The sequence below is a fragment of the Marinobacter pelagius genome, assembly GCF_003315345.1.
Taxonomy (GTDB): domain Bacteria; phylum Pseudomonadota; class Gammaproteobacteria; order Pseudomonadales; family Oleiphilaceae; genus Marinobacter; species Marinobacter pelagius_A.
This window is the reverse complement of sequence record NZ_QNRO01000002.1, coordinates 191,209-212,750: the sequence shown is the minus strand read 5'-3', so window position 1 is coordinate 212,750 and position 21,542 is coordinate 191,209. Positions and strand designations below refer to the sequence as shown.

At 59.3% G+C, this 21,542-nt stretch carries 19 protein-coding genes; 7 read left to right on the top strand and 12 right to left on the bottom strand.

The genetic code is table 11. The features are described from left to right. Nucleotides 1–5: 5 nt before the first annotated feature. From DET50_RS03160 to mqo, 3 genes are all read right to left on the bottom strand, one after another. Nucleotides 6–2,030 carry a hypothetical protein gene (locus DET50_RS03160; RefSeq protein WP_113861429.1) on the bottom strand — a complete coding sequence of 675 codons (2,025 nt, stop codon included), beginning with the start codon at nucleotides 2,028–2,030 and terminating at the stop codon, nucleotides 6–8. A gap of 56 nt (nucleotides 2,031–2,086) precedes the next feature. After that, a complete protein-coding gene (locus DET50_RS03155) occupies nucleotides 2,087–3,319 on the bottom strand; it encodes an ATP-grasp domain-containing protein (RefSeq protein WP_113861428.1) in 1,233 nt (410 codons plus the stop codon). Nucleotides 3,320–3,477: 158 nt separating this feature from the next. Continuing rightward, a complete protein-coding gene (gene mqo / locus DET50_RS03150) occupies nucleotides 3,478–4,959 on the bottom strand; it encodes a malate dehydrogenase (quinone) (RefSeq protein WP_113861427.1) in 1,482 nt (493 codons plus the stop codon). Nucleotides 4,960–5,280: 321 nt separating this feature from the next. Here mqo and nhaD point away from each other — a divergent pair, with 321 nt between their 5' ends. Next, nucleotides 5,281–6,531 carry a sodium:proton antiporter NhaD gene (gene nhaD / locus DET50_RS03145; protein ID WP_113861426.1) on the top strand — a complete coding sequence of 417 codons (1,251 nt, stop codon included), beginning with the start codon at nucleotides 5,281–5,283 and terminating at the stop codon, nucleotides 6,529–6,531. A 9-nt stretch (nucleotides 6,532–6,540) separates the two neighbouring features. Next, nucleotides 6,541–7,530, top strand: a complete 990-nt coding sequence (locus tag DET50_RS03140) for a calcium/sodium antiporter (RefSeq protein WP_181799914.1) — start codon at nucleotides 6,541–6,543, stop codon at nucleotides 7,528–7,530. A 17-nt stretch (nucleotides 7,531–7,547) separates the two neighbouring features. On the opposite strand, the gene DET50_RS03135 is transcribed toward DET50_RS03140, so the two are convergent. Further along, complete coding sequence (locus DET50_RS03135) at nucleotides 7,548–8,312, bottom strand: lysophospholipid acyltransferase family protein (protein ID WP_113861425.1); 765 nt, start codon at nucleotides 8,310–8,312, stop codon at nucleotides 7,548–7,550. A 193-nt stretch (nucleotides 8,313–8,505) separates the two neighbouring features. Between DET50_RS03135 and sorT the strand changes: the two genes are divergently transcribed. After that, on the top strand, nucleotides 8,506–9,732 hold the full coding sequence (gene sorT / locus DET50_RS03130; RefSeq protein ID WP_113861424.1) for a SorT family sulfite dehydrogenase catalytic subunit: 1,227 nt from the start codon (nucleotides 8,506–8,508) through the stop codon (nucleotides 9,730–9,732). A gap of 66 nt (nucleotides 9,733–9,798) precedes the next feature. Next, nucleotides 9,799–10,119, top strand: a complete 321-nt coding sequence (sorU, locus tag DET50_RS03125; RefSeq protein ID WP_181799913.1) for a SorU family sulfite dehydrogenase c-type cytochrome subunit — start codon at nucleotides 9,799–9,801, stop codon at nucleotides 10,117–10,119. A 49-nt stretch (nucleotides 10,120–10,168) separates the two neighbouring features. On the opposite strand, the gene msrB is transcribed toward sorU, so the two are convergent. Together msrB and msrA are read right to left on the bottom strand one after the other, a co-directional pair. Next, nucleotides 10,169–10,594 carry a peptide-methionine (R)-S-oxide reductase MsrB gene (gene msrB / locus DET50_RS03120; RefSeq protein WP_113861423.1) on the bottom strand — a complete coding sequence of 142 codons (426 nt, stop codon included), beginning with the start codon at nucleotides 10,592–10,594 and terminating at the stop codon, nucleotides 10,169–10,171. 11 nt (nucleotides 10,595–10,605) lie between these two features. Continuing rightward, nucleotides 10,606–11,256: a peptide-methionine (S)-S-oxide reductase MsrA gene (gene msrA, locus DET50_RS03115; protein WP_113861422.1), complete on the bottom strand. Its 651-nt coding sequence runs from the start codon at nucleotides 11,254–11,256 to the stop codon at nucleotides 10,606–10,608. Nucleotides 11,257–11,458: 202 nt separating this feature from the next. Between msrA and DET50_RS03110 the strand changes: the two genes are divergently transcribed. After that, nucleotides 11,459–12,433 (top strand): metallophosphoesterase, encoded by a 975-nt coding sequence (locus DET50_RS03110; RefSeq protein ID WP_113861421.1) that lies wholly within the window; start codon nucleotides 11,459–11,461, stop codon nucleotides 12,431–12,433. 6 nt (nucleotides 12,434–12,439) lie between these two features. Here DET50_RS03110 and DET50_RS03105 read toward each other — a convergent pair whose 3' ends face one another. The 4 genes from DET50_RS03105 to exaC all read right to left on the bottom strand — a co-directional run bounded on the left by DET50_RS03105 (nucleotide 12,440) and on the right by exaC (nucleotide 16,322). Then, a complete protein-coding gene (locus tag DET50_RS03105; protein WP_113861420.1) occupies nucleotides 12,440–12,922 on the bottom strand; it encodes a CDP-archaeol synthase in 483 nt (160 codons plus the stop codon). A gap of 23 nt (nucleotides 12,923–12,945) precedes the next feature. Beyond that, nucleotides 12,946–14,322, bottom strand: coding sequence for a class II fumarate hydratase (locus DET50_RS03100; RefSeq protein WP_113861419.1), 1,377 nt, complete (start codon nucleotides 14,320–14,322; stop codon nucleotides 12,946–12,948). A gap of 83 nt (nucleotides 14,323–14,405) precedes the next feature. Then, on the bottom strand, nucleotides 14,406–14,690 hold the full coding sequence (locus DET50_RS03095) for a hypothetical protein (protein ID WP_113861418.1): 285 nt from the start codon (nucleotides 14,688–14,690) through the stop codon (nucleotides 14,406–14,408). Between the two features lie 111 nt (nucleotides 14,691–14,801). After that, entirely contained in the window at nucleotides 14,802–16,322 is a 1,521-nt protein-coding gene (exaC, locus tag DET50_RS03090) for an acetaldehyde dehydrogenase ExaC (protein ID WP_113861417.1), read from the bottom strand. A 354-nt stretch (nucleotides 16,323–16,676) separates the two neighbouring features. Between exaC and DET50_RS03085 the strand changes: the two genes are divergently transcribed. Further along, complete coding sequence (locus DET50_RS03085; RefSeq protein WP_113861416.1) at nucleotides 16,677–17,861, top strand: helix-turn-helix transcriptional regulator; 1,185 nt, start codon at nucleotides 16,677–16,679, stop codon at nucleotides 17,859–17,861. Nucleotides 17,862–17,944: 83 nt separating this feature from the next. Here DET50_RS03085 and DET50_RS03080 read toward each other — a convergent pair whose 3' ends face one another. Continuing rightward, nucleotides 17,945–19,597, bottom strand: coding sequence for a hypothetical protein (locus DET50_RS03080; protein ID WP_113861415.1), 1,653 nt, complete (start codon nucleotides 19,595–19,597; stop codon nucleotides 17,945–17,947). A gap of 128 nt (nucleotides 19,598–19,725) precedes the next feature. Continuing rightward, entirely contained in the window at nucleotides 19,726–20,595 is an 870-nt protein-coding gene (locus tag DET50_RS03075; protein ID WP_113861414.1) for a bile acid:sodium symporter family protein, read from the bottom strand. A gap of 189 nt (nucleotides 20,596–20,784) precedes the next feature. On the opposite strand from DET50_RS03075, the gene DET50_RS03070 reads away from it, so the two are divergent. Beyond that, complete coding sequence (locus DET50_RS03070) at nucleotides 20,785–21,462, top strand: response regulator (protein ID WP_113861413.1); 678 nt, start codon at nucleotides 20,785–20,787, stop codon at nucleotides 21,460–21,462. The last annotated feature ends 80 nt before the right edge of the window (nucleotides 21,463–21,542 follow it).

The following is a 21,542-nucleotide window of genomic DNA, read 5'->3' as shown; positions in this document are numbered from 1 at the left end:
GGCAATCAGTCGGTGCGGGGAGGCTCGGCCTGTAGACTGTCCGAGGGCACCCGGTCCACGCCCCAGCTCCGGTAAATCGCATCAAGCACCCGGGTCAGTTCGTCCTGGCTGACATCCGCCGGCTCACCCCGTTCCAGCGGATCAAAGTGGAAAATGTAAAGCCGGGAGGTGAACTGCTCGAACGGCAGGGACGACTCGCCGAAACGCTCGCCATGGCCCGCAGTACTCACTCGCACCTCATCGCCCCAGTTCTGGCCGCTGTCGTTGTTGGGGTTGAAGAAGTAGACCCGCATCTGGCCCTCAGGGTCCAACGCCACCCGCAGGATGGTGATGGCGTGCCAGCCGATAAACCGGGCCGCGCTGTCGGTGACGGCAATGCCGGCGGGCTGGGGATGGATCAGCGGCTGGTTGCCGTTGTAGTAAGGGTGGTAACTGGCATAGAAGTGGCGAATGAAGCCCTCAGGGTTATCCAGCTTGCCGGTACCCACATCCACGTTGATAGCGAAACCCCGACCCGCGGACCAGCCGTGGAACTCCGGGTTCACCCAGCGATGGGGATCACCCTCACGGCCAGCACAGAGCCGGCCCATCTCGGCATAGATTCGATCCAGGTGCGGCACCACCACCAAGGACACCGGATCGAGATCCAGGGTGACCTCGGAGGCGACACCACCGGCACTTTGTGCCGAAGACACCGGTTTGCCCTCGAAGTGCATCATGATTTCGTTGTCACGGGCCGCCCAGGCCACCATTTGCAGCAGGTAGTCCGGATCGTTGTAGGCCCACATCGACAGGGCACGGGCCGACTGACAGGTGGGATTGTTGCCCTGCCCCACACCCAGCGGCTGGCCCAGCATGTTCAGCACCCCCTGGATCAGCCAGGCCGCCGGCTGCGGCTCGTAGCCATAGGCCAGCTGCAGGCGTTCGCGGGCTTCCGGACACAGGGACAATCGGATCTGGCGCCACAGCGCCGGGGCCACCGGTGGCTGGTACAGGATGCCCCGCTCCAGCATCAGCGCCAGACCATACAGACCCTGGGCGGTCTCCGGGAAAATACCCTCAAAGATCAGGGTGTGGACCAGTTCCCGATAACACAACAAGCAGTCACGGCCGGTACTGGACAGGCCCAGGGCCTCGCTCAGCAAGGCATCCTGGTCTTCCAGGATAAAACGCACGAAGGCGGCGTGATACGGCGATACCAGACCGGTGTCGTGCATCGACCGGGCAAAGCCGGTGGCCTCGTTCTGCAAGGCCTGGGCATCCATGGATTCCAGCCGTTGGCCATAGACCACGGTGCCGGGATCCTCGCTGCAGGCCCGGGTCGGGCCATAGAGGCTGGAGATCAGGCGGTCCGCACCCCGGCCGGAGCTGCCAAGGTCGGCGTTCGGGTCTGCCCGGCACAGGGCGATCTGGGTAATCATCCGGCGCACATCGGTGACCTGTATCGGCCGCTGCTGCAGGATGCGCCAGATTTCCTCGATCAGGCTGTCGATCACGTGCTCATAACCGATATGGTGCGCCACGTACTGGACCACCGCCTGGCTGATCAGGGCCAGCTTGCCCTGCTCCCGTTCCGCTTCGCCGGTCATGCCGAACAGCAGGCCGAGATTGATGGCAAGGACCTGGGTCAGGTAATGGTGGGCCTGTTCCGAGGAGACCGAAGGGTGCAGATAGAGCCCCCGGGCCACCGCCAGCAGGCGCAACTCGCTGAAGGCCTCAACCACCACGGTATCGGCATTCGTGCTCTGAAGGGAGTGGGTGGTCAGCGACGGCAGCAGGATGCCCGGCTCAGCCCAGTCGGTGCCGGCGAAGACACCCGCCTGCTCCAGCCGTTGCGCACGCTCCTCAATCGCCTGGCAGCCACCCGGCTGCAGAAGCACCCGGCGGGCAATATCGAATACCCGCGGGAGCTTGCCGGCCCTGGCAAAGGACCGGCTTTCTTCAAGAGCCTGGATCGACTCATCAAGTCTTTGCACCAGCTTGTCAAAGTTCACTGCCGGTGCTGCACTGCCCGGTTGGTGATCGTTCAAACGACGTTCTCCTGAGGGCCTGCACCAAACCCGTTTGTTATTGATTGCTCTCCCGATTATACATAGAAATCGAGCTCTTCCTGATGTTTCAGCAAATCCCGCATCCGGTAAGGGTCATCACCGAAGAAATAGACCAGGCCCCAGTGGGTACCGAAAGCGGTGCGCTTGGTGACCGTCTCCTCCACCGGAGGGGTGAGCTCGTGGCTTTCAAAGTAGTCGTCGTTCTCGGTTTCTTCCGGAATCTCCAGCCGGCTGACCACCCGACGCCTTGGGTAAACCCCGAAGCATCCGGCATAGCCCTTGGCATCGACCACCTCTTTCGGGAAGAAGGCGGCAATCTCCTCCTCCGTGGTTTTGGGATCAAAGGCCAGGATCAGGCCCTGGTAGGCATTGAAGCCATAGGCACGTTCCAGCAACTCGAACACCTTGAAACCGGGCGGACGATAGGCCACCTCACCGAAGTACATGGTGCCGTCGCTGGTGACAAAGTACTCGGGGTGAACAAAACCGAAGTCGATATCGAAGGTCTTGATCAGCTTTTCGATTTCCTTGGTGATCTGCGCCCGGTATTTCTCCAGATCCGGTGTGGCCGGCACGAACACCGAGTAACCGAGGGTGACGTATTCGGAAATGTTCAGGAACCGGATCTTACCGTTATGAACCCAGGCCTCTACGGCGAATTCCCAGCCATCCAGGTGCGACTCCATCAGCACCGGGAACTCCTCGTCCGGGATGGTATCCACCTCGTCCGGTGTACGGATCACCCGGTGACCCAGGCAACCAGCCTTGTCGAAGGCCTTGAGATGAATCGGGTCGTTGGGGTCACCGTCCAGCTTCAGCAGGGTCTGGTTTACCCGCTTCAGGAACCGGATGACGTCGTCCCGGTCGTGGGCTTCCTCGAAAATACCCACTCGAATACCACCGAGCTGTGCCCGGCGCTTCATCAACGCCTTGTCCCGTAGGAGCATGGCCTGACCAAACAGGCGAGGTTTATCCATAAGAACCGAGTTGATAGCGCCCGCCCACTCGACGGTCTCCTCGAACAGGGGGATAGAAACATCGACGCCCATTTCCTTCAGGGTCTGGGCGATTTCAAAGGAGCGATCGTTGAGCCTCTCGAAGTTCCAGGGCACATAGGGAATATTGTGCTCCTCACAATAGGCCTCCGCCCAGTCGGGAGCCACCACCACGTACCGGCGATCAAACTTGTCCGCCGCCTCGACGGCATTCAGACTCCAGCCGAGTAACGCGACGTACCCCTTGTCCGGGTCGTACTTGTGTTCACTCATAGGCTCTCTCCTTAATCTACTGGGTGTCTATTTACCCTAGGCTTCCTGAGATAAATCGCAACCGGTGTGGTGGGTGGGGGCATAAAAAAACGCGGCGGACAGCTGGTTAGACCCACTGTCCGCCGCGTTTTCGGCCCTATCTATACTGATTGGTTATATCAGGCGAGCTTGAGGGTTGAGAGTGTCCGCTCCCGTACCTTGTTGAGCAGCGCTTCGTCCTCCACCAGGGACTGGCCATAGGACGGTACCAGATCCCGGATATGCTCCTGCCACTGGGCGGTTTTCATTTTCTCCGGGAAGCAGCGCTCGATCACGTCGAGCATGGCGTTGGCTGCGGTAGACGCACCAGGAGAGGCACCCAGCAGGGCCGCCAGGGTGCCGTCTTTAGCCGCGACGATCTCGGTACCGAACTCCAGCTTGCCACCCCCGTCTTCGGTCTCCTTGATGATCTGTACCCGCTGACCGGCCATCTGGAGCTGCCAGTCCTCTTCCCGGGCATCCGGGAAAAAGTTACGCAAGGAGGCCACCCGGTCACTGTGGGACTGGAACACCTCGCCGATCAGGTAGCGGGTCAGGTCCATATTGCTCTTGCTCACCGAGAGCATCGGCTTGAGGTTGGTGGCACGCACCGAGCCGATCAGGTCAAAGATGGAGCCCTGTTTCAGGAAACGGGTGGTAAAACCCGCGAACGGCCCGAACAGCAGAGCCGGCTCACCGTTGATGATACGGGTATCCAAGTGCGGCACAGACATCGGCGGCGCGCCGATCGGGGCCTTGCCGTAGACCTTGGAGTTGTGCTGCCCGACGATGTCCGGCTTGCCACATACCAGCCACTGACCACTGACCGGGAACCCACCGTAGCCACGCGCTTCGTCGATACCGGATTTCTGCAACAGCGGCAGTGCACCGCCACCGGCGCCCAGGAATACGAAACCGGCTTCAAGCTTGGTCAGTTCGCCGGTCTTCTGGTTCTTCACCCGCACTTTCCAGCGGCCGTTGTCGCGCTGGTCAATATAGTGCACCGGACAACTGAGCATCAGCTCGAAGTTGTCCTGGGTCTCCAGCCACTTCACCATGCTGCGGGTCAGGGAGCCGAAGTCCACGTCCGAACCGTGATTGATCCGGGTAGCGGCCACGCGCTGCATGGGGTCGCGGTGGTTGACCACCAGCGGCATCCACTCCTCCAGCACATCCGGAGACTCGGTGTATTCCATTTCCCGGAACAGGTGATGGGCACTGAGTTTTTCGTGGCGACGTTTCAGGAACGCCACGTCTTTTTCGCCCCAGACAAAACTCTGGTGTGGCGTGCGGTTGATGAAGGACTTCGGGTCGGGCAGAACGCCCTGCTCGACCAGGTAGGACCAGAACTGCAGGGAAACCTCGAACTGGGCGTTGATCTTCAGCGCCCGCTCGATGGCCACGTCGCCATCGTCGGTTTCCGGGGTGTAGTTGAGTTCGCAGTAGCCGGCGTGGCCGGTGCCTGCGTTGTTCCATCCGTCCGTGCTTTCATGGGCAACGTGGTCAAGACGCTCCACCATGACGATGTCCAGCGACGGATCGAGCTGTTTGAGCATCATGCCGAGGGTGGCGCTCATGACGCCACCGCCGACCAGCACTACGTCTGCCTGTCTAACGGCCATTGGTTTGTACCCTGGTTAGTAATGAACCTGTTCGCACCGCCACGATCAGCAGCGGCGCCTGTCGGAAGCCGGTCTCGCGTCAGGTAAAGTACGCTGCCGTGTGCTCCCGGTCTGAATTTGCGCGCGATTATCCCGATTTTCGCCGAAATAATAAATTGCGAATGTCAACCGTTGCGATCCTGACGGCCTTGGGCCTACGTGCTTCCGGTGCTGTGTGTCTGTTACGGACAGTGGCTCCCTACGGCTCAAACGTCTACAATCCGGCGCGTATTTTCTGGCCTGCCTGAGGCCTTGCCAGAGTCACCACCTTCGGGATGTCCAATGTCCGTTCTTGATGCTGTTCTGATTATTCTTGCTGTCCTGGCGCTGCTTGGTGTGATCTTTGAAGAAATCACCCACGTCAACAAAGCCAAGGTTACGCTGTTTTTCGGCACGCTGGCCTGGATGCTTTTATTCCTTTTCAGCGACTCACCCCGGCAGACCGGGGCCATCACCACCGGGCTCACGGAAAGCATCGCTGAAATCGCCAGCCTCTGGCTGTTCCTGGTCGCAGCGATGACCTTCGTCGCCTACCTGAACAAAAAGGGAATGATCGAAAACGTGATCTATCTGATCATGCCAAGGCAGGTAAGCGAGCGACGACTGCTGTTCCTGACCGGTTTGTTTTGTTTCATTTTCTCGTCTTTAGCAGACAATATAACTGCCACTTTAGTCTCATGCTCCCTGATTCTGACCCTGAATCTGGAGCTGAAAAAGCGCCTCCAGTTCGTCACCCTGGTGGTCTTCGCGGTGAACTCCGGCGGCGTTTCCCTGATCACCGGCGATGTCACCACGCTGATGATTTTCCTGGCGGACAAGGTGGAAATACTGACCTTGCTGACCCTGGCCATCCCCGCCTCCATCACTGTTTTCATTCTCGCGATTTTCCTCTCAAGAGGACTGACAGGAACTGTGACCCTGCGTTCCAACACCACGCCGGTACGGAAAGTGGATGCCGTGATCAGCGCCCTGTTTTTGTTAACAATCCTGAGCACCATTGCCGGCAATGCCCTGTTCAGTATTCCACCGGTTCTCACTTTCCTCTTCGGCCTCTCGATCATGTTCCTGGTCTCCCGCTTCATGAGCAATGACTCGGACCTGGACCCGATCCTCGATTACATCCGGGTCATCGAATTCGAGACCCTGCTGTTTTTCCTCGGCATCCTGCTGCTGGTGGGCGTGCTCAAGGAAATCCATGCCCTGGATTCCCTCGTGGCCATCTACGATCTGCTACCCCCGTTATACGCCAATTACCTGATGGGAATCTTCTCGGCAGTTATTGATAATGTGCCGCTGACTGCTGCACTCCTGAAGGCGGGCATCACCATGACACCGGGAGAATGGATGGGGCTGACCTATGCGGTTGGCGTCGGCGGATCTCTGCTCATCATCGGTTCCGCGGCCGGCATCGTAGCCATGAGCAAGATTGAAGGCCTGACCTTCGGCGCATACATGCGGTATCTTGGCCATCTTCTGGCCGCCTACACCCTCGGCTACGCCGGGGTCTATATGCTTGGAAAATTCATAAACTGAGGTTTTATCATGTTGATGGCTATTGGCTCGATCATCGCAGGCCTGGTGCTGCTGGTCTGGAGCGCGGACAAGTTTGTCGAGGGGGCTGCGGCGACCGCCAAACATCTGGGCATGCCGACCTTGCTGATCGGCATGGTGATCATCGGCTTCGGCACCTCCGCGCCCGAACTCGCGGTGTCCGCCATGGCGGCGGCCGACGGCAACCCGGGCCTGGCACTGGGTAACGGTTACGGCTCCAACATCACCAACATCGCGCTGATTGTCGGCCTGACTGCCGTCATAGCCCCCATCGCAGTGCATTCCCAGGTCATCCGCAAGGAACTGCCCCTGCTGGTGATCCTGACTCTGATCGCCGGGTCCCAGCTGATCGATGGTAGCCTGTCCAGGCTGGACGGCGCTGTCCTGCTGCTGGTGTTTGCCGGGGTAATGGGCTGGTCCATCTTCCAGGGCATCCGTGGCAAGGACGATCCGCTCGGCGGAGAGACCGAAGCTGAGATCATCGCCCATCCCATGCCCCTGAAGTCTGCCATCCTGTGGCTGGTGATCGGCCTGGTGCTGCTGGTGGTCAGCTCGCGGATGCTGGTGTGGGGCGCCGTGACCATCGCCCAGAGCCTCGGGGTCAGCGATCTGGTGATCGGCCTGACTATCGTAGCTATTGGCACCTCACTGCCGGAGCTGGCTTCGGCTCTGGCTGCGGTCAAAAAGAACGAGCATGACCTGATCCTCGGCAACATCCTGGGATCGGGCATTTTCAATACCCTGGCGGTGGTGGGGCTGGCGGCCGCGATCGAGCCCCTGAAAGTGGATCCGGAGGTGCTGTACCGGGACTGGACACTGATGCTGGCGGTGACGGTGGGTCTGCTGATCATGGGCTTCGGCATGACGGGGTGGCGCCAGCGAATTACCCGGCTGGATGGGAGCATCCTCCTGTTAGTCTACGTGGCCTATACCGGCTACCTGCTTACAACGGTGGTTGCGGCAGGAACGTCCGCTACCTGATCCGACGCGGGGCCGGCTCACTCGGCCTCGCCGTCTCCCAGTAAGCCTTCCAGCCGGGTTCGCACCTCGGCCATGATTTCCGGCAGGTCCGGCTTGGTCCTGCCCGCCATATCCAGCGGTTCGCCCACGCGCACATCCACCGGTTGCCCGAGGTTGATCTGCCAGGTTCTGGCCGGCAGTACCTGGTGAATACCCCGGATAGCCACCGGCACGATCACCGCCTCGGTATCAAGAGCCAGGTGAAAACAGCCTTTCTTGAACGGCAGCAGCTTACCATCCGGTGAGCGGGTGCCCTCCGGTGCGGCCCAGAGCACGATACCGCTTTCCATCATATCCCTGGCTTTCTCAAGGTCCCGGACCGCGCGGTTGCGGTTGGAACGGTCCACCGACGGAAACTCGGCGGCGCGCATGGCCTGGCCAAGCAGCGGAATACTGAACAACTCCTTCTTCGCCAGCATCCGGATGGAGCCGGGCAGGGAGACGAAACTGACCGGGATATCGTAGTGACTCGCGTGGGTGCACATGATGATGTATCGCCGACCATCCCCGAAATCCGGCACCTCTCCCCGCACCGTCAGGTTGGCACGCACCAGCCGCAATAAAGCTGCCGACCATTCCCGGCAGTACTGGTCGACGATCCGGCGGTCCAGCTTGCCGAAGAGGGCCCGGAGCAGGATCAGAAGTGAGTACAGGGCAGTCAGTCCCACTGAACCGAGCACCACCCCGGCACGACGTAGAAGCGTGGCGGATTCGGTCAGCGGATTGAGTTTCAGTCGGATCATGATTGCTCTGTCCTTTACGGGTCATCGTGTTGTCATGCGCGGCGAATTATAGCGGGTCCTATAGCCGGTGAATAACGGTGAGAATTTGCATTGCTCAATTATTAAACTGAGCCTATAAATAATAAGGATATAACTGCGGCCTGTTGGCCGTGGAAGGCACTGCCTTCGTACAAGACCAAAAAGGAGAGGCACCATGAAATACCCAAACGAGATGACACGGGGGCCCAACGACCCCGGTCTCGAAAACCCCGGGCGCAGAACCTTGCTGCTGGGCAGCGCCGGGGCCATGGCGGCGGTGAGCCTGCTGGGCTTTACGCCACTGGCTCGGGGCGAAGAACCCAAGACCCTCCCGGATTACGTGACATGGAAAGAGCGCAATGCACTCATTGTCCACAGCACCAACACCATGGAAACCCAGCGCGGAGCTATCGGCCAGGGGGTGATCACTCCGAGTGACCGCCTGTTCGTGCGCAACAACCTGCCAGCTCCTCCTGAAGGGATCGTGGCGGATCGGGATGCCTGGGAAGTAAACATCGAGGGTGTAAAGAACCCGCGCACCCTTACCATCGGCGAACTCAAGACCATGGGTGTCACCACCGTGGCCTCCGTGCTTCAATGCTCAGGTAACGGCCGGGCCTTCTTCCCCCACGGCGCCAGCGGTACCCAGTGGTCAGTCGGCGCCGCTGGTTGTGTCATGTGGACCGGCGTTCCCCTGAAAACCGTTGTCGAGGCCCTCGGTGGCCCTGCAGACGGCATGAAATACATCACCAGCACCGGCGGCGAATCCCTGCCCGATGGCATTGACCCCAAGACCATCATGGTAGAACGGTCGGTTCCGCTGCACGCAATGGATTCTGCCATGCTGGCCTGGGAGATGAACGACGAACCCATGCCTTTGGCCCATGGCGGTCCGTTGCGGATGGTGGTTCCCGGCTTCTACGGCGTGAACAACGTCAAGTACGTCAAGAACGTCGCTTTCACCGAAAGCCAGACCGACGCCAAGATCCAGGCGTCCGGTTACCGTATCCGTGATGTGGGCAAGAAAGGGTCTCCCGACCAGCCGTCCATGTGGGAGATGAACGTGAAGTCCTGGGTCACCGCCCCCCTGGAAACCGGCCGGGCAGGTCGCAACATGATCTATGGCGTGGCCTTTGGCGGCACCAAGTCGCTGGACAAAGTGGAAGTCTCTACCGATGGCGGCCAGAGCTGGAAGCAGGCGCAGTTCCTGGGACCGGATCTGGGTCCCTATGCCTGGCGTCCGTTTGTCATGGCCGCAGATCTCTCAGCCGGTGACCATCGTATTGTCAGCAAGGCGACCGATGTCGAAGGCAACAGTCAGCCGGAAGGCCGTACCGAGAACGAGCGCGGCTACGGGCACAATGGCTGGAAGGATCACGGAGTGACCGTCACTGTAAGCTGACCATCCGGGGCGGCTGACCAGGGAGAACCAGCCGCCCCGTCATTATCATTATCGGATCCATACCAGATGAACAAAAAAGCTGTATTGGCCATCGCAGGCCTGATGACCTTTTCTCTCCACGCTTCAGCAGATGAACTGGCCACCCAGGGCAAGAATGTTTTCACCCGGGAAGCCCAACCCTCCTGCACTATCTGTCACACGCTCGCCGATGCCGGTTCTGCCGGTGCAATCGGGCCGAACCTGGACGACCTCAAACCCACCGAGGACCAGGTGAGAATGGCCGTGACCCAGGGCGTTGGCGTCATGCCATCGTTCGAGGCAAGTCTGTCGGAAGAACAGATCAAGGCTGTCGCCCATTACGTTTCGACAGTGACCGGCGGCAAGTAACACAAAACGGGGCCTGCGCCCCGTTTTCTCTACCCTGATTTATTCGCGTTCAGTTCTTCTCTCTGAAAACCATGGCTATGGAGTTCAGACAATAGCGCTGCCCGGTCGGTGGCGGACCATCGGGGAATACATGCCCCAGGTGACTGTCACAGCGCGGGCACCGGATCTCGGTGCGGGTCATGCCCAGGCTGCTGTCCTCCAGGTACCGGATATGGTCCGGGTCAAAGGGCTGGAAGAAACTTGGCCAGCCGGTGCCGGAGTCGAATTTCGAGTCCGAACTGAACAGGGGCAGATCACACAGCCGGCAGTGGTACACACCGGCCTTCTTGTTATCCAGAAGGGTGCCACAGAACGGGTGCTCCGTGCCGTGATCGAGCAACACGCGCCGCTCATCCGGCGTCAGATCCGCTGCTTTTTCGTCCACCTGAGCCTGCGTCAAGGGCGTCAGGTCGTAACCTGATGCGGATACGGTCATAACTTCTCTCCTCAGGCCTGGCCCGGTTCGTTGTCGGTGAATTCAGGTTTCAAACGGTCGCCGTAGCTGTCCACCAGTTTTTCCATCTTGGGGGCCGCCACCGCCATGATATAGGGCTGGTAGGGGTTCCGGGCAGCAAAGTTCTGATGGTACTCCTCCGCCGGATAGAAGGCCGCCAGCCGCTCCAGGCTGGTCACGATCGGATCGGGATAGACGCCCGCTTCATCCAGCTGGTGGATGTAGGCCTCCGCCAAGGTTTTCTGTTCCGGCGTTTCATAGAAAATGGCCGAGCGGTATTGTGTGCCCCGATCGTTGCCCTGGCGGTTAAGCTGGGTCGGGTCGTGGGCCACGGAGAAGAACACTTTCAAAAGCTCGCCATAGCTGACCTTTGCCGGGTCATAGCGGATCTCCACCACCTCCGCGTGGCCGGTGGTACCGGTACAGACCGCCTCGTAATTCGCGGTGTCCGCACTGCCGCCGGCATAGCCGGAGGTCACTTGGCTGACGCCGTCCATCGCCAGAAATACCGCTTCAACGCACCAGAAACAGCCGCCGGCCAGCACCACGCGCGCCTCACCAGCCCCAGAAGGCAGATCCCGTTCCGGGTCCGGAAAGCGGCTACGGGGCACGGTCAGGCCCCGTATATTGCATGACTCTGTCATAGTCACCTCTGGATTGAATGTCTTTACGTCTAGCTTAAAGAGTTTTACGAACAAATCCCAAACCGGGACTTCCATTACCGAACATGAACATCGCGCCTGGCCAGTTGCATCCCCCCATCAGCCAACCATAATGAAAGACAGGGTTTGCCATTGCTTATCGCAGGCACTCAGCCAGAACCCGCTCGGCATCAAGGAAAGAATAATGACGGCAAGGGCTCGTGCACCTGAAAACCAGAATGAACTGCTGGAGTATCGCCTCAGCCTGCGCCTCGGGCCGGTACACGCACGCCAGAGACTTGGCATTGAGGAAGAGTCCGAGGCCCTGGTCTTCGGCAAGGATCACCATTCCTTTCACCTGGAAAACCTGACCAATGCCCCCGGGCTGATCCGCTTCTGCCTGAAGTGCGTCGGCCTGTTCCGGCGGGCCCAGGCCAATACCCTGAAACTCGCCACGGTCCACAACCAGTTCGTTATTCCCGACCTCCCGGAGGCTTTCGAGGGCTACCGTATCCTGCATCTGACTGACCTGCACGTGGATATGGACGAGGCGAACCTGCAGGCGGTGATTCGCCAGATCGAGCCCCTTGAGTATGATCTGTGTGTACTGACCGGAGATTACCGGCGCCTGACCTGGGGCCCGGTGGATGAGGCCCTGGCGGGCATGGGCAGGCTGCGCGCGGCGATCAGGGGCAAGCCCTACGCAGTGCTGGGTAACCACGACAGCATCCGCATGGTGCCTGCCCTGGAGGACATGGGGTACCAGTTACTGCTCAACGAGATGGTCCCCCTGGAACGCAATGGCCAGAAGCTGTATCTGGCTGGCGTGGACGATGCTCATTTCTACAAGGTCCACAACCTGCACCGGGCCGGGGACAACATCCCCGTCGGAGCCATCAGCATCCTGCTCAGCCACACCCCGGAAATCTGGCGCGAAGCCGCGCACGCCGGCTACGACGTGTTCCTGTGCGGCCACACCCACGGTGGCCAGATCTGCCTGCCCGGCGGCATTCCGGTGACCCTTGACTCCGATTGCCCACGGCACCTGGGTCGCGGCTACTGGCAGGTCAACGGCATGCAGGGCTACACCTCCCCGGGCGCCGGAACTTCAGTGCTGAACGTCAGGCTGAATTGCCCGCCGGAGGTCACCCTCCACACCCTGACCCGGGGCCCGCAGTAACCTGCCTCAGTGGGGCTTGTCGCGAATTCCGAGCTGGTGCAAAAGCGGAGACAGCAGGATGTTGGAGAGCGTAAACAGGACGACCACCAGCAAGGCACTGCCCCACCCGACCGGCAACCAGACAATTGCGAGAAACATGGGCAGGGCCGCTTCCGGGATCTGATCCAGGCCCAGCGCCCGGGCACTGGACTGCAAACCTTTCCGGCGTTTGATGAAGCTGCTGATCATGTCACCCAGCAACCCCAAAAACCCGAACATTACCCCGAACATAAAGCCCAGCCCGGTCACGAGGGAGAACAGGGCGCACGCCAGGCAGCCGCTGACCAGCCCCCGCCAGGTTTTGCTTTTTCCCAGCATCGGCCGACCATCGGACCAGAGCCGGTTACCGTCAACCGGCTGATCCCAACGCTCCCCGAGTATCCGTGCAGCCACCACGGGGGCGCCGTTGGCGAGCACCAGCATCACGTACAACTCCAGCGATAACAGCAACTGCCAGTGCTCCTTTCTGCTTGTCAGTCCAGACCGCCCCGGGTCAGTTTCAACGGGTCCATCAACTGCTCCAGTCGCGCACGGCTCAGGCCACTGCGTTCCTCGGCCACGTCAATCACCGGGCGACCGGTCCGGTACGCTTCCTTGGCAATATCCGCCGCCAGGCTGTAGCCGATCTCCGGATTCAGGGCGGTGACCAGCACCGGGTTACGGCCGACGCCGGCATTCAGGTTGTCCGCGTTGACGGAGAAATCCTTAATGGCCTTATCTGCCAGGATGGTAGCCCCGTTGCTCAACAGACCGACCATATCCAGCAGGTTGCCACCCACCAGCGGCAACATCACGTTGAGCTGGAAGTTGCCGGACTGGCCGGCGATCGCGACGGCACTGTCCAGCCCCATCACCTGGGCACCCACCATGGCCACCGATTCGGGAATGACCGGGTTGACCTTGCCCGGCATGATGCTGGAGCCCGGCTGCAACGCGGGAAGACTGATTTCCGACAGGCCATGGATTGGCCCACTGTTCATCCAGCGCAGGTCGTTGGCGATCTTGGTAAGTACGATGGCCACGCCCCGAAGCTGGGATGACAGCGCCACTGGTGCATCCACCGCACTCTGGCCGACAAACTTGTGCTCGAGGGACCGGAACGGATAACCGGTATTGCTCTTGAGGAATTTCACGAATTGCCCGGCGAACTCCGGCGCGGCGTTGACACCGGTGCCCACAGCAGTGCCACCCTGCGGTACTGCCATCAGCTCTTCGGTTGCGGCTTCCAGGCGCTGCTCGGCCGCCGCCAACTGCTCGCGCCAGGTCCGCAGTTCCTGGCCCAGGGTGACCGGCATGGCATCCATCAGGTGTGTCCGGCCGGTTTTCACCTGCTCGGAAAACAACGCTTCACGTTCGTAGATAACACCGCGCAGGTGGGTCAGTGCCGGCACCAGGGATTCCTTCACGGCCATCACCGAACTGACGTGGATCGCCGTCGGGATCACATCGTTGGAACTCTGGCTCATGTTGACGTGATCGTTGGGATGAATATCCACGCCTTCCTTCCGGCACAGGGCGGCGATTACTTCGTTGGCGTTCATGTTGGTGCTGGTGCCGGATCCGGTCTGGTAACGATCCACCGGAAACTGGTCTGCATATTCGCCGCTGATCAGGGCATCGCAGGCCTGGACGATGGCATCGCGCCGCGCGTTATCGAGCAGCCCGAGGCTGGTATTGGCCTCGGCAGCCGCTTTCTTGATCTGCGCCACCGCCTTGATGAACGTGGCCGGCATTGGCTGGCCGCTGACCGGGAAGTTGTCGACGGCTCGCTGGGTCTGGGCGCCCCAGAGTGCATCGACGGGCACATGGACCTCACCCAGGCTGTCTTTCTCCGTTCTGAATTCGCTCATGTTCCCTCCTGTCCGTCCGTTTACGTTGAGGTTTTACCCGCAGTTACGAAACCACCTCGCGTCCGTATCACTGCGCAATCCGTTCAGTCGTTGGCGTGGCTTCGGAGGCGGACATGGTCGCAGATCCCCGTCACCTGCCCAAAATTCAGGATCAGGGTGTGGACGGTGTTGGTATAGGTATCGTGCAGGTGAAATTTGAAGCGTTGCTGCTTCTCTCCCTGCAGGAAGGCATCGTATTCACGGACCAGTTCGCGCACATCACCACCCTCGTTCTTGGTCCAGGTCGCGTTGAATGGCCCGAGTACGGCGCCACCGTCCAGGCAGATGGTGACTTCGTGGTTGGTCAGTCCGGTATCGGAATTGCTCATGGCGCTGGGTCTCCTTTTCCCTGGGGTTGCTGAGGTAAGTGTAGACCCTGCAGGCAAAATCGTGAGGGTCAGATGAAGTCCTTCATCTGACCCTGTTATTACATGGGACTATCAGAAGAATCCCAGTGGGTTGGTGTCGTAGCTGACCAACATGTTCTTGGTCTGCTGGTAGTGCTCAAGCGCCATCTTGTGGGTTTCACGGCCAACACCGGACTTCTTGTAGCCACCGAAGGCGGCGTGCGCCGGGTAGGCGTGGTAGCAGTTCATCCAGACCCGACCGGCCTGGATGGCACGACCCATGCGGTAGGCGCGGTTGGTGTCGCGGGTCCAGAGGCCGGCACCCAGACCGAACTCGGTGTCGTTGGCGATGGCCAGGGCTTCTTCCTCGGTCTTGAAGGTGGTGACACCCACTACCGGGCCAAAGATTTCTTCCTGGAACACGCGCATCTTGTTGTCGCCCTTGAACAGGGTCGGCTGGATGTAGAAGCCGTTGTTGAACTCCTCATCCAGATGCTCGCGGTCGCCGCCGGTCAGCACCACGGCGCCTTCCTGCTTGCCGATCTCCAGGTAGGACATGATCTTGTCGAACTGTTCCTTGGAGGCCTGGGCACCCACCTGAACGTCGGTATCCAGCGGATTGCCGCGCTTGATGGCCTTGGTGCGCTGGATGACCTTCTGCATGAACTCTTCGAACATGTCTTCCTGGACCAGTGCCCGGGACGGGCAGGTGCACACCTCACCCTGGTTGAAGAACGCCAGTACCAGACCTTCGACACACTTGTCGACGAATTCAGGCTCGGCCTGCATGACGTCGGAGAAGTAGATGTTCGGGGACTTGCCGCCCAGCTCCACGGTGGACGGAATGATGTTGTCGGCAGCGCACTTGAGGATGTGGGAGCCCACCGGGGTGGAACCGGTGAAGGCAATCTTGGCGATGCGCTTGCTGGTGGCCAGGGCCTGACCGGCTTCGATGCCGTAGCCGTTCACCACGTTGAGTACGCCCGGCGGCAGCAGGTCACCAATGATTTCCATCAGCAGCAGGATGCTGGCGGGGGTCTGCTCGGCCGGCTTGAGCACGGTGCAGTTACCGGCAGCCAGGCAGGGGCCCAGCTTCCAGGCCGCCATCAGCAGCGGGAAGTTCCAGGGGATGATCTGGCCAACCACACCCAGCGGCTCGTGGAAGTGATAGGCCACGGTATTGTGGTCTATCTCACCCATGTGGCCTTCCTGGGCACGGATACAGCCGGCGAAATAACGGAAGTGGTCGGCAGCCAGCGGGATATCGGCATTCAGGGTTTCACGAACGGCCTTGCCGTTGTCCCAGGTTTCGGCAACCGCCAGTTTTTCCAGGTTCGCCTCGATGCGATCGGCAATCTTCAGCAGGATGTTGGAACGCTCGGTGGGCGAGGTCTTGCCCCAGGCCGGCGCGGCCTTGTGTGCTGCGTCCAGCGCCAGATCGATGTCTTCGGCGGTGGAACGGGGAATCTCGCAGATCACCTCACCGGTCACCGGCGTGATGTTTTCGAAGTACTCGCCTTTGACGGGTGCCACCCACTCACCACCAATGTAGTTTTCGTAGCGGGACTTAAAGGAGACGACAGAACCTTCTTTTCCGGGTTGTGCGTAGATCATGTTATCGACCTCTTGTTGTGTTTATCGCAGGGCAACGCGGCCTTTCGCGTTAACCCATTCAATGTAGACCCCGATCCGGGATACGTGAATGATGCGATAGAGGCGAAAAACTCCTTCCTTGGTAGTAGATGCACGCCCAAGGTCATACCCGCTGATGGCGAATCCTGACGCTTCGCGAGTGTGACGAAGTTGGGGCCCGGAATTTTTTTAACCTTATTTTACGTTCTCAGATGTCTGACTCGACTAAGCTGATCCCAATCCAACTGCGTCTCTTGACGCTGATCAAGAACAGTCAGGCCTCATATAACGCCGAGCGGCGGGATGTGAATGCCCGGACGGAAAGGGCCCGTCGATGTGACAAACCCGAACATTCCCGGCTCTCCGGAGTCCGCAGGTGAACTCGCTTTTCCTTTTCCCTCGCTGGGAGGCGAGGATCTTCAGGCCTATAACACACTCGTCAGCACCCTGTACCGCTGCCTGCATGACAATACCGGTTTCCAGCCTTTCTTTGATGCCTTCCAGGATCGATTCAAAGCCCTGCAAGGTGGCATCCTGGGGCTCACCAACAATCCTCAGCGCATGGTGTACGGCTGGACTTTCGGCTACCCGGAGGGCTTTGAAGAGTGGTACATCAACAGTGATCTCCCGGAACGGGATGAAGCCCTGACCCGTTATCGCCAGCTTCCTCCACGGCAGTTCGACTCCTTTCTTCGTGGTGACACCAGTCGCACCATTCTCGATATTCTTGGCCCGGAAAGCCGTGCCTGGGCCGAGCAGGTTGGTATGGGCGATAGTGCGGGAATGCTGGTTACACAGGAGAACGGCACCAGTGTGGTGTTCATGGCCAACCGGCACAGGGAATTCGGCCCCTACACGGATGACGAACTTCTACAGATGAACCTGTTGGCGCCCCATATCGAGAACGCCGTTGCCCTGCATCTGAAGCTGTACGAGACCCGCAGCGATAATGAAAACCTGGCGATGGCACTCAACCACGTCAAAAAGCCGCTCATCGTCTTCAACGCACTGGGCAATATCGCCCAGGCCAACGACGCGGCTCTGGCGCTTATGGAAAACAGCACCAGCCTGTCCATTACTGATTCAGAGCGACTGCAGAGCGCAGACCGTCGCGTTACCCGCAAGCTTCAGGATGCCATTACCACCTGCATCGTCCTGTCACACAAAGGCATGCTTTCGCCGCAAACGGTATTCACCAGTCGCGGCCATGAACGTATCGCGGTCTGCCTAACCCCCCTGATCGCCGATAGCGCCGAAAATAACGGTGTTTTGGCAGAATTGTTCTGTTTTGACTCCTCGCTGGAGCCGGATCAGGAGAGGCTCCAGACACTGTTCCAGTGCACTCCGGCGGAAGCCGCTGTTGCGGCAGACCTGGCCCAGGGCCTGAGTGCCAGCGATGTCGCCGAGAGAAAACAGATTTCCATCCACACCGCCCGCCAGCACATCAAGAGCCTGCTGGCGAAAAACGGCTATCGCAAACAGACCGAGCTGGTGTCCATGCTGGTTCGGGCTTTGGGCTAAAAATCATCAGCTACTTGAAAGTAAAGGGCGAACTTCTATGACTTCGCCCTTTACTTTCACACCTGTAAAGCCTTGCAAGAGTATTAGGGCAGCGGCCTCAGCTCACTGACAAAAAAGCCCAGCAGACTATCAGTTCCACCATCAATATGCCGGAAATCCACCAGTGCCCACTCTTTGCCGTCGGCGGTCCTGATGGGGGCAAACACCCAGCCTCCCGTGGACAAATCGTTTTGGTTGGTCTCTTCGTAGACGAGGGTGCCGCCGGCGTTCACAGTCCAGAAGTCAATGACAGTTTCTTCATTATCGGCCAGATAGGTGACCGAGCCTGTACTTCCTGAGAGGATGACCTCGGCGGCTGCACCCTCACCCACCAGATCAAACTCAAATGACTTGTCCGTTCCGTTAGCAAAGACACCGCCAGTACGCTCGACAATCATGCTACTGGTATTGCCGGCCAGATCACTCAGCTCCACATTGAAGCGACCAACCCGGCGGAAGGCAAAGCCACTTTCACTGGCCGGCGCAAACTGCAGATCTCCATAACCGGCCACCTCCGTTGCGGCGGTCAGGCCGCCTGCACCGCTGGCGTCATAAAGCCCGCCCGGCCCATCCGTTTCCGTCTCTACGCCGGTAACCTCGAAGTTTCCATTGGTAACGCTGTAGGTACCCCACTCGGAGGAAACCGCTACGAGATCATCACCCGAGTACACCTCGCCATTGGCGTTATGGGCGACCACATAATGGCTGGCATCCAGAATGGTCAGCACATTGAAGCCTTCTCCTTCTGGCAAATACCAGGCACCCACGTATGGGTTATTAACATCCTTGATGGACTGGAACGGAGTCGCTGACCCGGCCTCGCTGGCAAAATGCAACTCGTCGCCCACCAGTTGAACGGTTTCCGTGCAGTCTCCCACATTCGCTGCCAGGCCCGGACACAGGCCGCCATTTCCATCTGACTGACCAAGCACCGAGAGGGTCAGTGCCCCGGTTGCCGGGTCCCAGGTGTAAGTGCCCCATTCCGCTGTCGCCGCTAACTGCTCGTCGTCGCCGTACTTGTGGGCAATGATGTAGGTGCCATCGTCCAGGAAAGTCAGGACATTGATTTCTTCGCCATTCGGGCCCTTACCGTTGGCGCTTTCACCTTCGGGCTCCACGAAAATCCAGCTGCCACGCAGGTCAGCCTGCTGGGAAGCGTAAAAATGCGCTTCGGCTTCCTCGGCACTGATCAGCGTTTTACTGACCGTAGCTGCGACTTCATTCTCAAACTGCGTTTCAAATTCGGCAGCGGGCTGATCCACCACCAACAGCGCATTTTCCAGTACCGTGTGGGTTTCAGCGGTGATAGTGATGCCGTTATCGGGGTTGCCATCCTCGTCCAGGCTTTGCAAGAGCCTCAGGATATTGGTCAGCTGGTCAGCAGAACTGTCCTCGGCGGTCATGTCAGCGGGGGTAACGCGCCCGGTTGCCGGCACCGGGGGCAGCTCAATACCGCCAATGCTGAAAGTTACCGTTTCACCCTCAACGTACTCGTATTCCCCGAGAGCGCTGGTAAAGTCATTTTGGGTCGCAGTCTGGTACCGGATGTTGGCGACTGCGCTATCCGTGAAGATGCCCGTTTTGGTGTTTTCCGGTGTTGTGGTGTCTTCAGTCACGGTAGTTGAAGAGGAGCCACTACCGCCACAGCCACTGAGTGCTACTGCCAGAGCCAGGGAGCCGAATTTGATTACTTTCATAATTTTTCCTGTTGTTGGAATAACCGAAAGTAATACTTAATAATTTCCAACTCCCTGCGCATCCCCAAAATTGGGTATGCGGCGAGCGATGAGTGCGGAACAGCTCACAGCCGCCAGTTTTGGGGACTCTACGGGGCAAGCGGAACCAGCCTCCGCCCCATCATGATCAGGATGGCTCCGAAGCCGTACATCATGACGCTATAGACGACTGCGGGAATGGACATCTCGGAGGATTCCAGCAGTGTAAGCGTGACCATCAGGGCAATAGTGCCATTCTTGATGCCCAGCTCCACGGCGACTGCCAGGGATTCCCGTTGTGACAAGCCGAACAGCCGGCTGCTGGCCAGCCCGATGGCCACCCCGATCAGGTTGAGCAGGAAAGCCGCCGGACCGGCCTGGACCAGGAGTTCCAGCAGGCGGTCGCGGGAGCCGTACATCAACGCAATGATGAGCGCCAGAAGTACCAGACCACCGAAGATGCTGACCATACCCTCGGCTTTTTTGGCACGCTCGGGGGCGCGGGTCCGGATGAACATGCCAATGGCGACCGGCAGCAACACAATAATCACCAACATGGCAATGGTCTTGCCGACCGGGAGCGAGATATCCGCCCCCTCACCGAAGTGCATCTGGAGTGCGTAGTTGGTGAAAAACGGCAGGGTGACAATGGTAATCAGGCTGGCGGAAACGGTCAGCAGGATGGACAGGGCAATATTGCCCCTGGACAGAAGTACGAAAAGATTGGAGGTGGTTCCGCCGGGGCAGGCGGCGATAATCACCAGGCCGACCGCCAGCGCGGGACCGAGCCCCAGCATCGGAGCGATGGCGAAGGCCACCAGGGGCATCAGGAGTATCTGGGCGATGGTGCCAACGATCATCCCTCTGGGGTTCATGGTCACCTGACCAAAATCCCTGAGGGTAAGGGTCAGACCGATCCCCACCATGATGATGAAAAGAGAGATCGGAAGGCCGATCGAGATCAGTGGACTCGATTCCACGTTACTACTCCTTCGTTATTGTTGTTGGTAATGGACCACCATAATAATGAAAAACCCAGGGTTACCAACCACCTCTGACGCAGAGAACTCATTTGCAACCACCCTCGTGCGCACTACCGTCGGAAAACCGTTATCATTAGGCCTGATCCAGTCCCGATTCCAATAAAAAGTAAACAGACGGAGTCCCTCATGGAGCCGGCTTACAAGATTCTGATTGCCGACGACCACCCACTGTTCCGCGAGGCCATCAGCAGTGTAATTTCTTCCGGTTTCGACGGGAGTGAAATTATCGAAACCGATGATCTCGAAAGCACTCTGGAAATCACCCTTGAACACGATGACCTGGACCTGATCCTGCTGGATCTGAACATGCCGGGCATGCATGGCCTCAATGGCCTGATCACCCTGCGCAATGAGGCACCCGGTATCCCGGTGGTGATTGTCTCCGCCGAAGAAGACAAACAGGTGGTCCTGCAAGCCATTACCTACGGCGCGGTGGGCTTCATCACCAAGTCCTCACCCCGGGCCCGGATGACCGAGGCCATCCAGCAGATCCTCAACGGCAATGTCTACCTGCCCTCCGATATCATCCGCACCGGCATGGAAAGCAGCCATCGCCGCAGCCGTGGCGACGACAAGCCGGTCTCGCCGGAACTGCTCAACTCCCTGACCCGCCGCCAGTTGCTGGTTCTGGAGCGCATGTCCAAAGGGGAATCCAACAAGCAAATTGCCTATAACCTGAACATTGCCGAGACGACGGTGAAGGCTCATGTGTCCGCCATTCTTCGCAAGCTTGGGGTGCATAATCGGGTGCAGGCGATTCTGTCGGCCAGTGATGTGGATTTCAGTCAGTATCTGAAGCGCTGACTTTGAATCCGGGGCCAGTTATGAACATGGGGTCAGATGAACAAGTTCATCAGACCCCTGAGTAGGAGGGTTTGGTGCTC

Excerpts from the sequence above, each read along its gene's own strand:
- msrB (WP_113861423.1), bottom strand. The coding sequence starts at position 10,594 with ATGACCGTATCCGCATCAGGTTACGACCTGACGCCCTTGACGCAGGCT.
- DET50_RS03110 (WP_113861421.1), top strand. The coding sequence starts at position 11,459 with ATGACGGCAAGGGCTCGTGCACCTGAAAACCAGAATGAACTGCTGGAG.
- DET50_RS03080 (WP_113861415.1), bottom strand. The coding sequence starts at position 19,597 with ATGAAAGTAATCAAATTCGGCTCCCTGGCTCTGGCAGTAGCACTCAGT.
- DET50_RS03155 (WP_113861428.1), bottom strand. The coding sequence starts at position 3,319 with ATGAGTGAACACAAGTACGACCCGGACAAGGGGTACGTCGCGTTACTC.
- DET50_RS03135 (WP_113861425.1), bottom strand. The coding sequence starts at position 8,312 with ATGATCCGACTGAAACTCAATCCGCTGACCGAATCCGCCACGCTTCTA.
- exaC (WP_113861417.1), bottom strand. The coding sequence starts at position 16,322 with ATGATCTACGCACAACCCGGAAAAGAAGGTTCTGTCGTCTCCTTTAAG.
- DET50_RS03140 (WP_181799914.1), top strand. The coding sequence starts at position 6,541 with ATGTTGATGGCTATTGGCTCGATCATCGCAGGCCTGGTGCTGCTGGTC.
- sorT (WP_113861424.1), top strand. The coding sequence starts at position 8,506 with ATGAAATACCCAAACGAGATGACACGGGGGCCCAACGACCCCGGTCTC.
- DET50_RS03095 (WP_113861418.1), bottom strand. The coding sequence starts at position 14,690 with ATGAGCAATTCCGATACCGGACTGACCAACCACGAAGTCACCATCTGC.
- sorU (WP_181799913.1), top strand. The coding sequence starts at position 9,799 with ATGAACAAAAAAGCTGTATTGGCCATCGCAGGCCTGATGACCTTTTCT.
- mqo (WP_113861427.1), bottom strand. The coding sequence starts at position 4,959 with ATGGCCGTTAGACAGGCAGACGTAGTGCTGGTCGGCGGTGGCGTCATG.
- msrA (WP_113861422.1), bottom strand. The coding sequence starts at position 11,256 with ATGACAGAGTCATGCAATATACGGGGCCTGACCGTGCCCCGTAGCCGC.
- DET50_RS03100 (WP_113861419.1), bottom strand. The coding sequence starts at position 14,322 with ATGAGCGAATTCAGAACGGAGAAAGACAGCCTGGGTGAGGTCCATGTG.
- DET50_RS03070 (WP_113861413.1), top strand. The coding sequence starts at position 20,785 with ATGGAGCCGGCTTACAAGATTCTGATTGCCGACGACCACCCACTGTTC.
- nhaD (WP_113861426.1), top strand. The coding sequence starts at position 5,281 with ATGTCCGTTCTTGATGCTGTTCTGATTATTCTTGCTGTCCTGGCGCTG.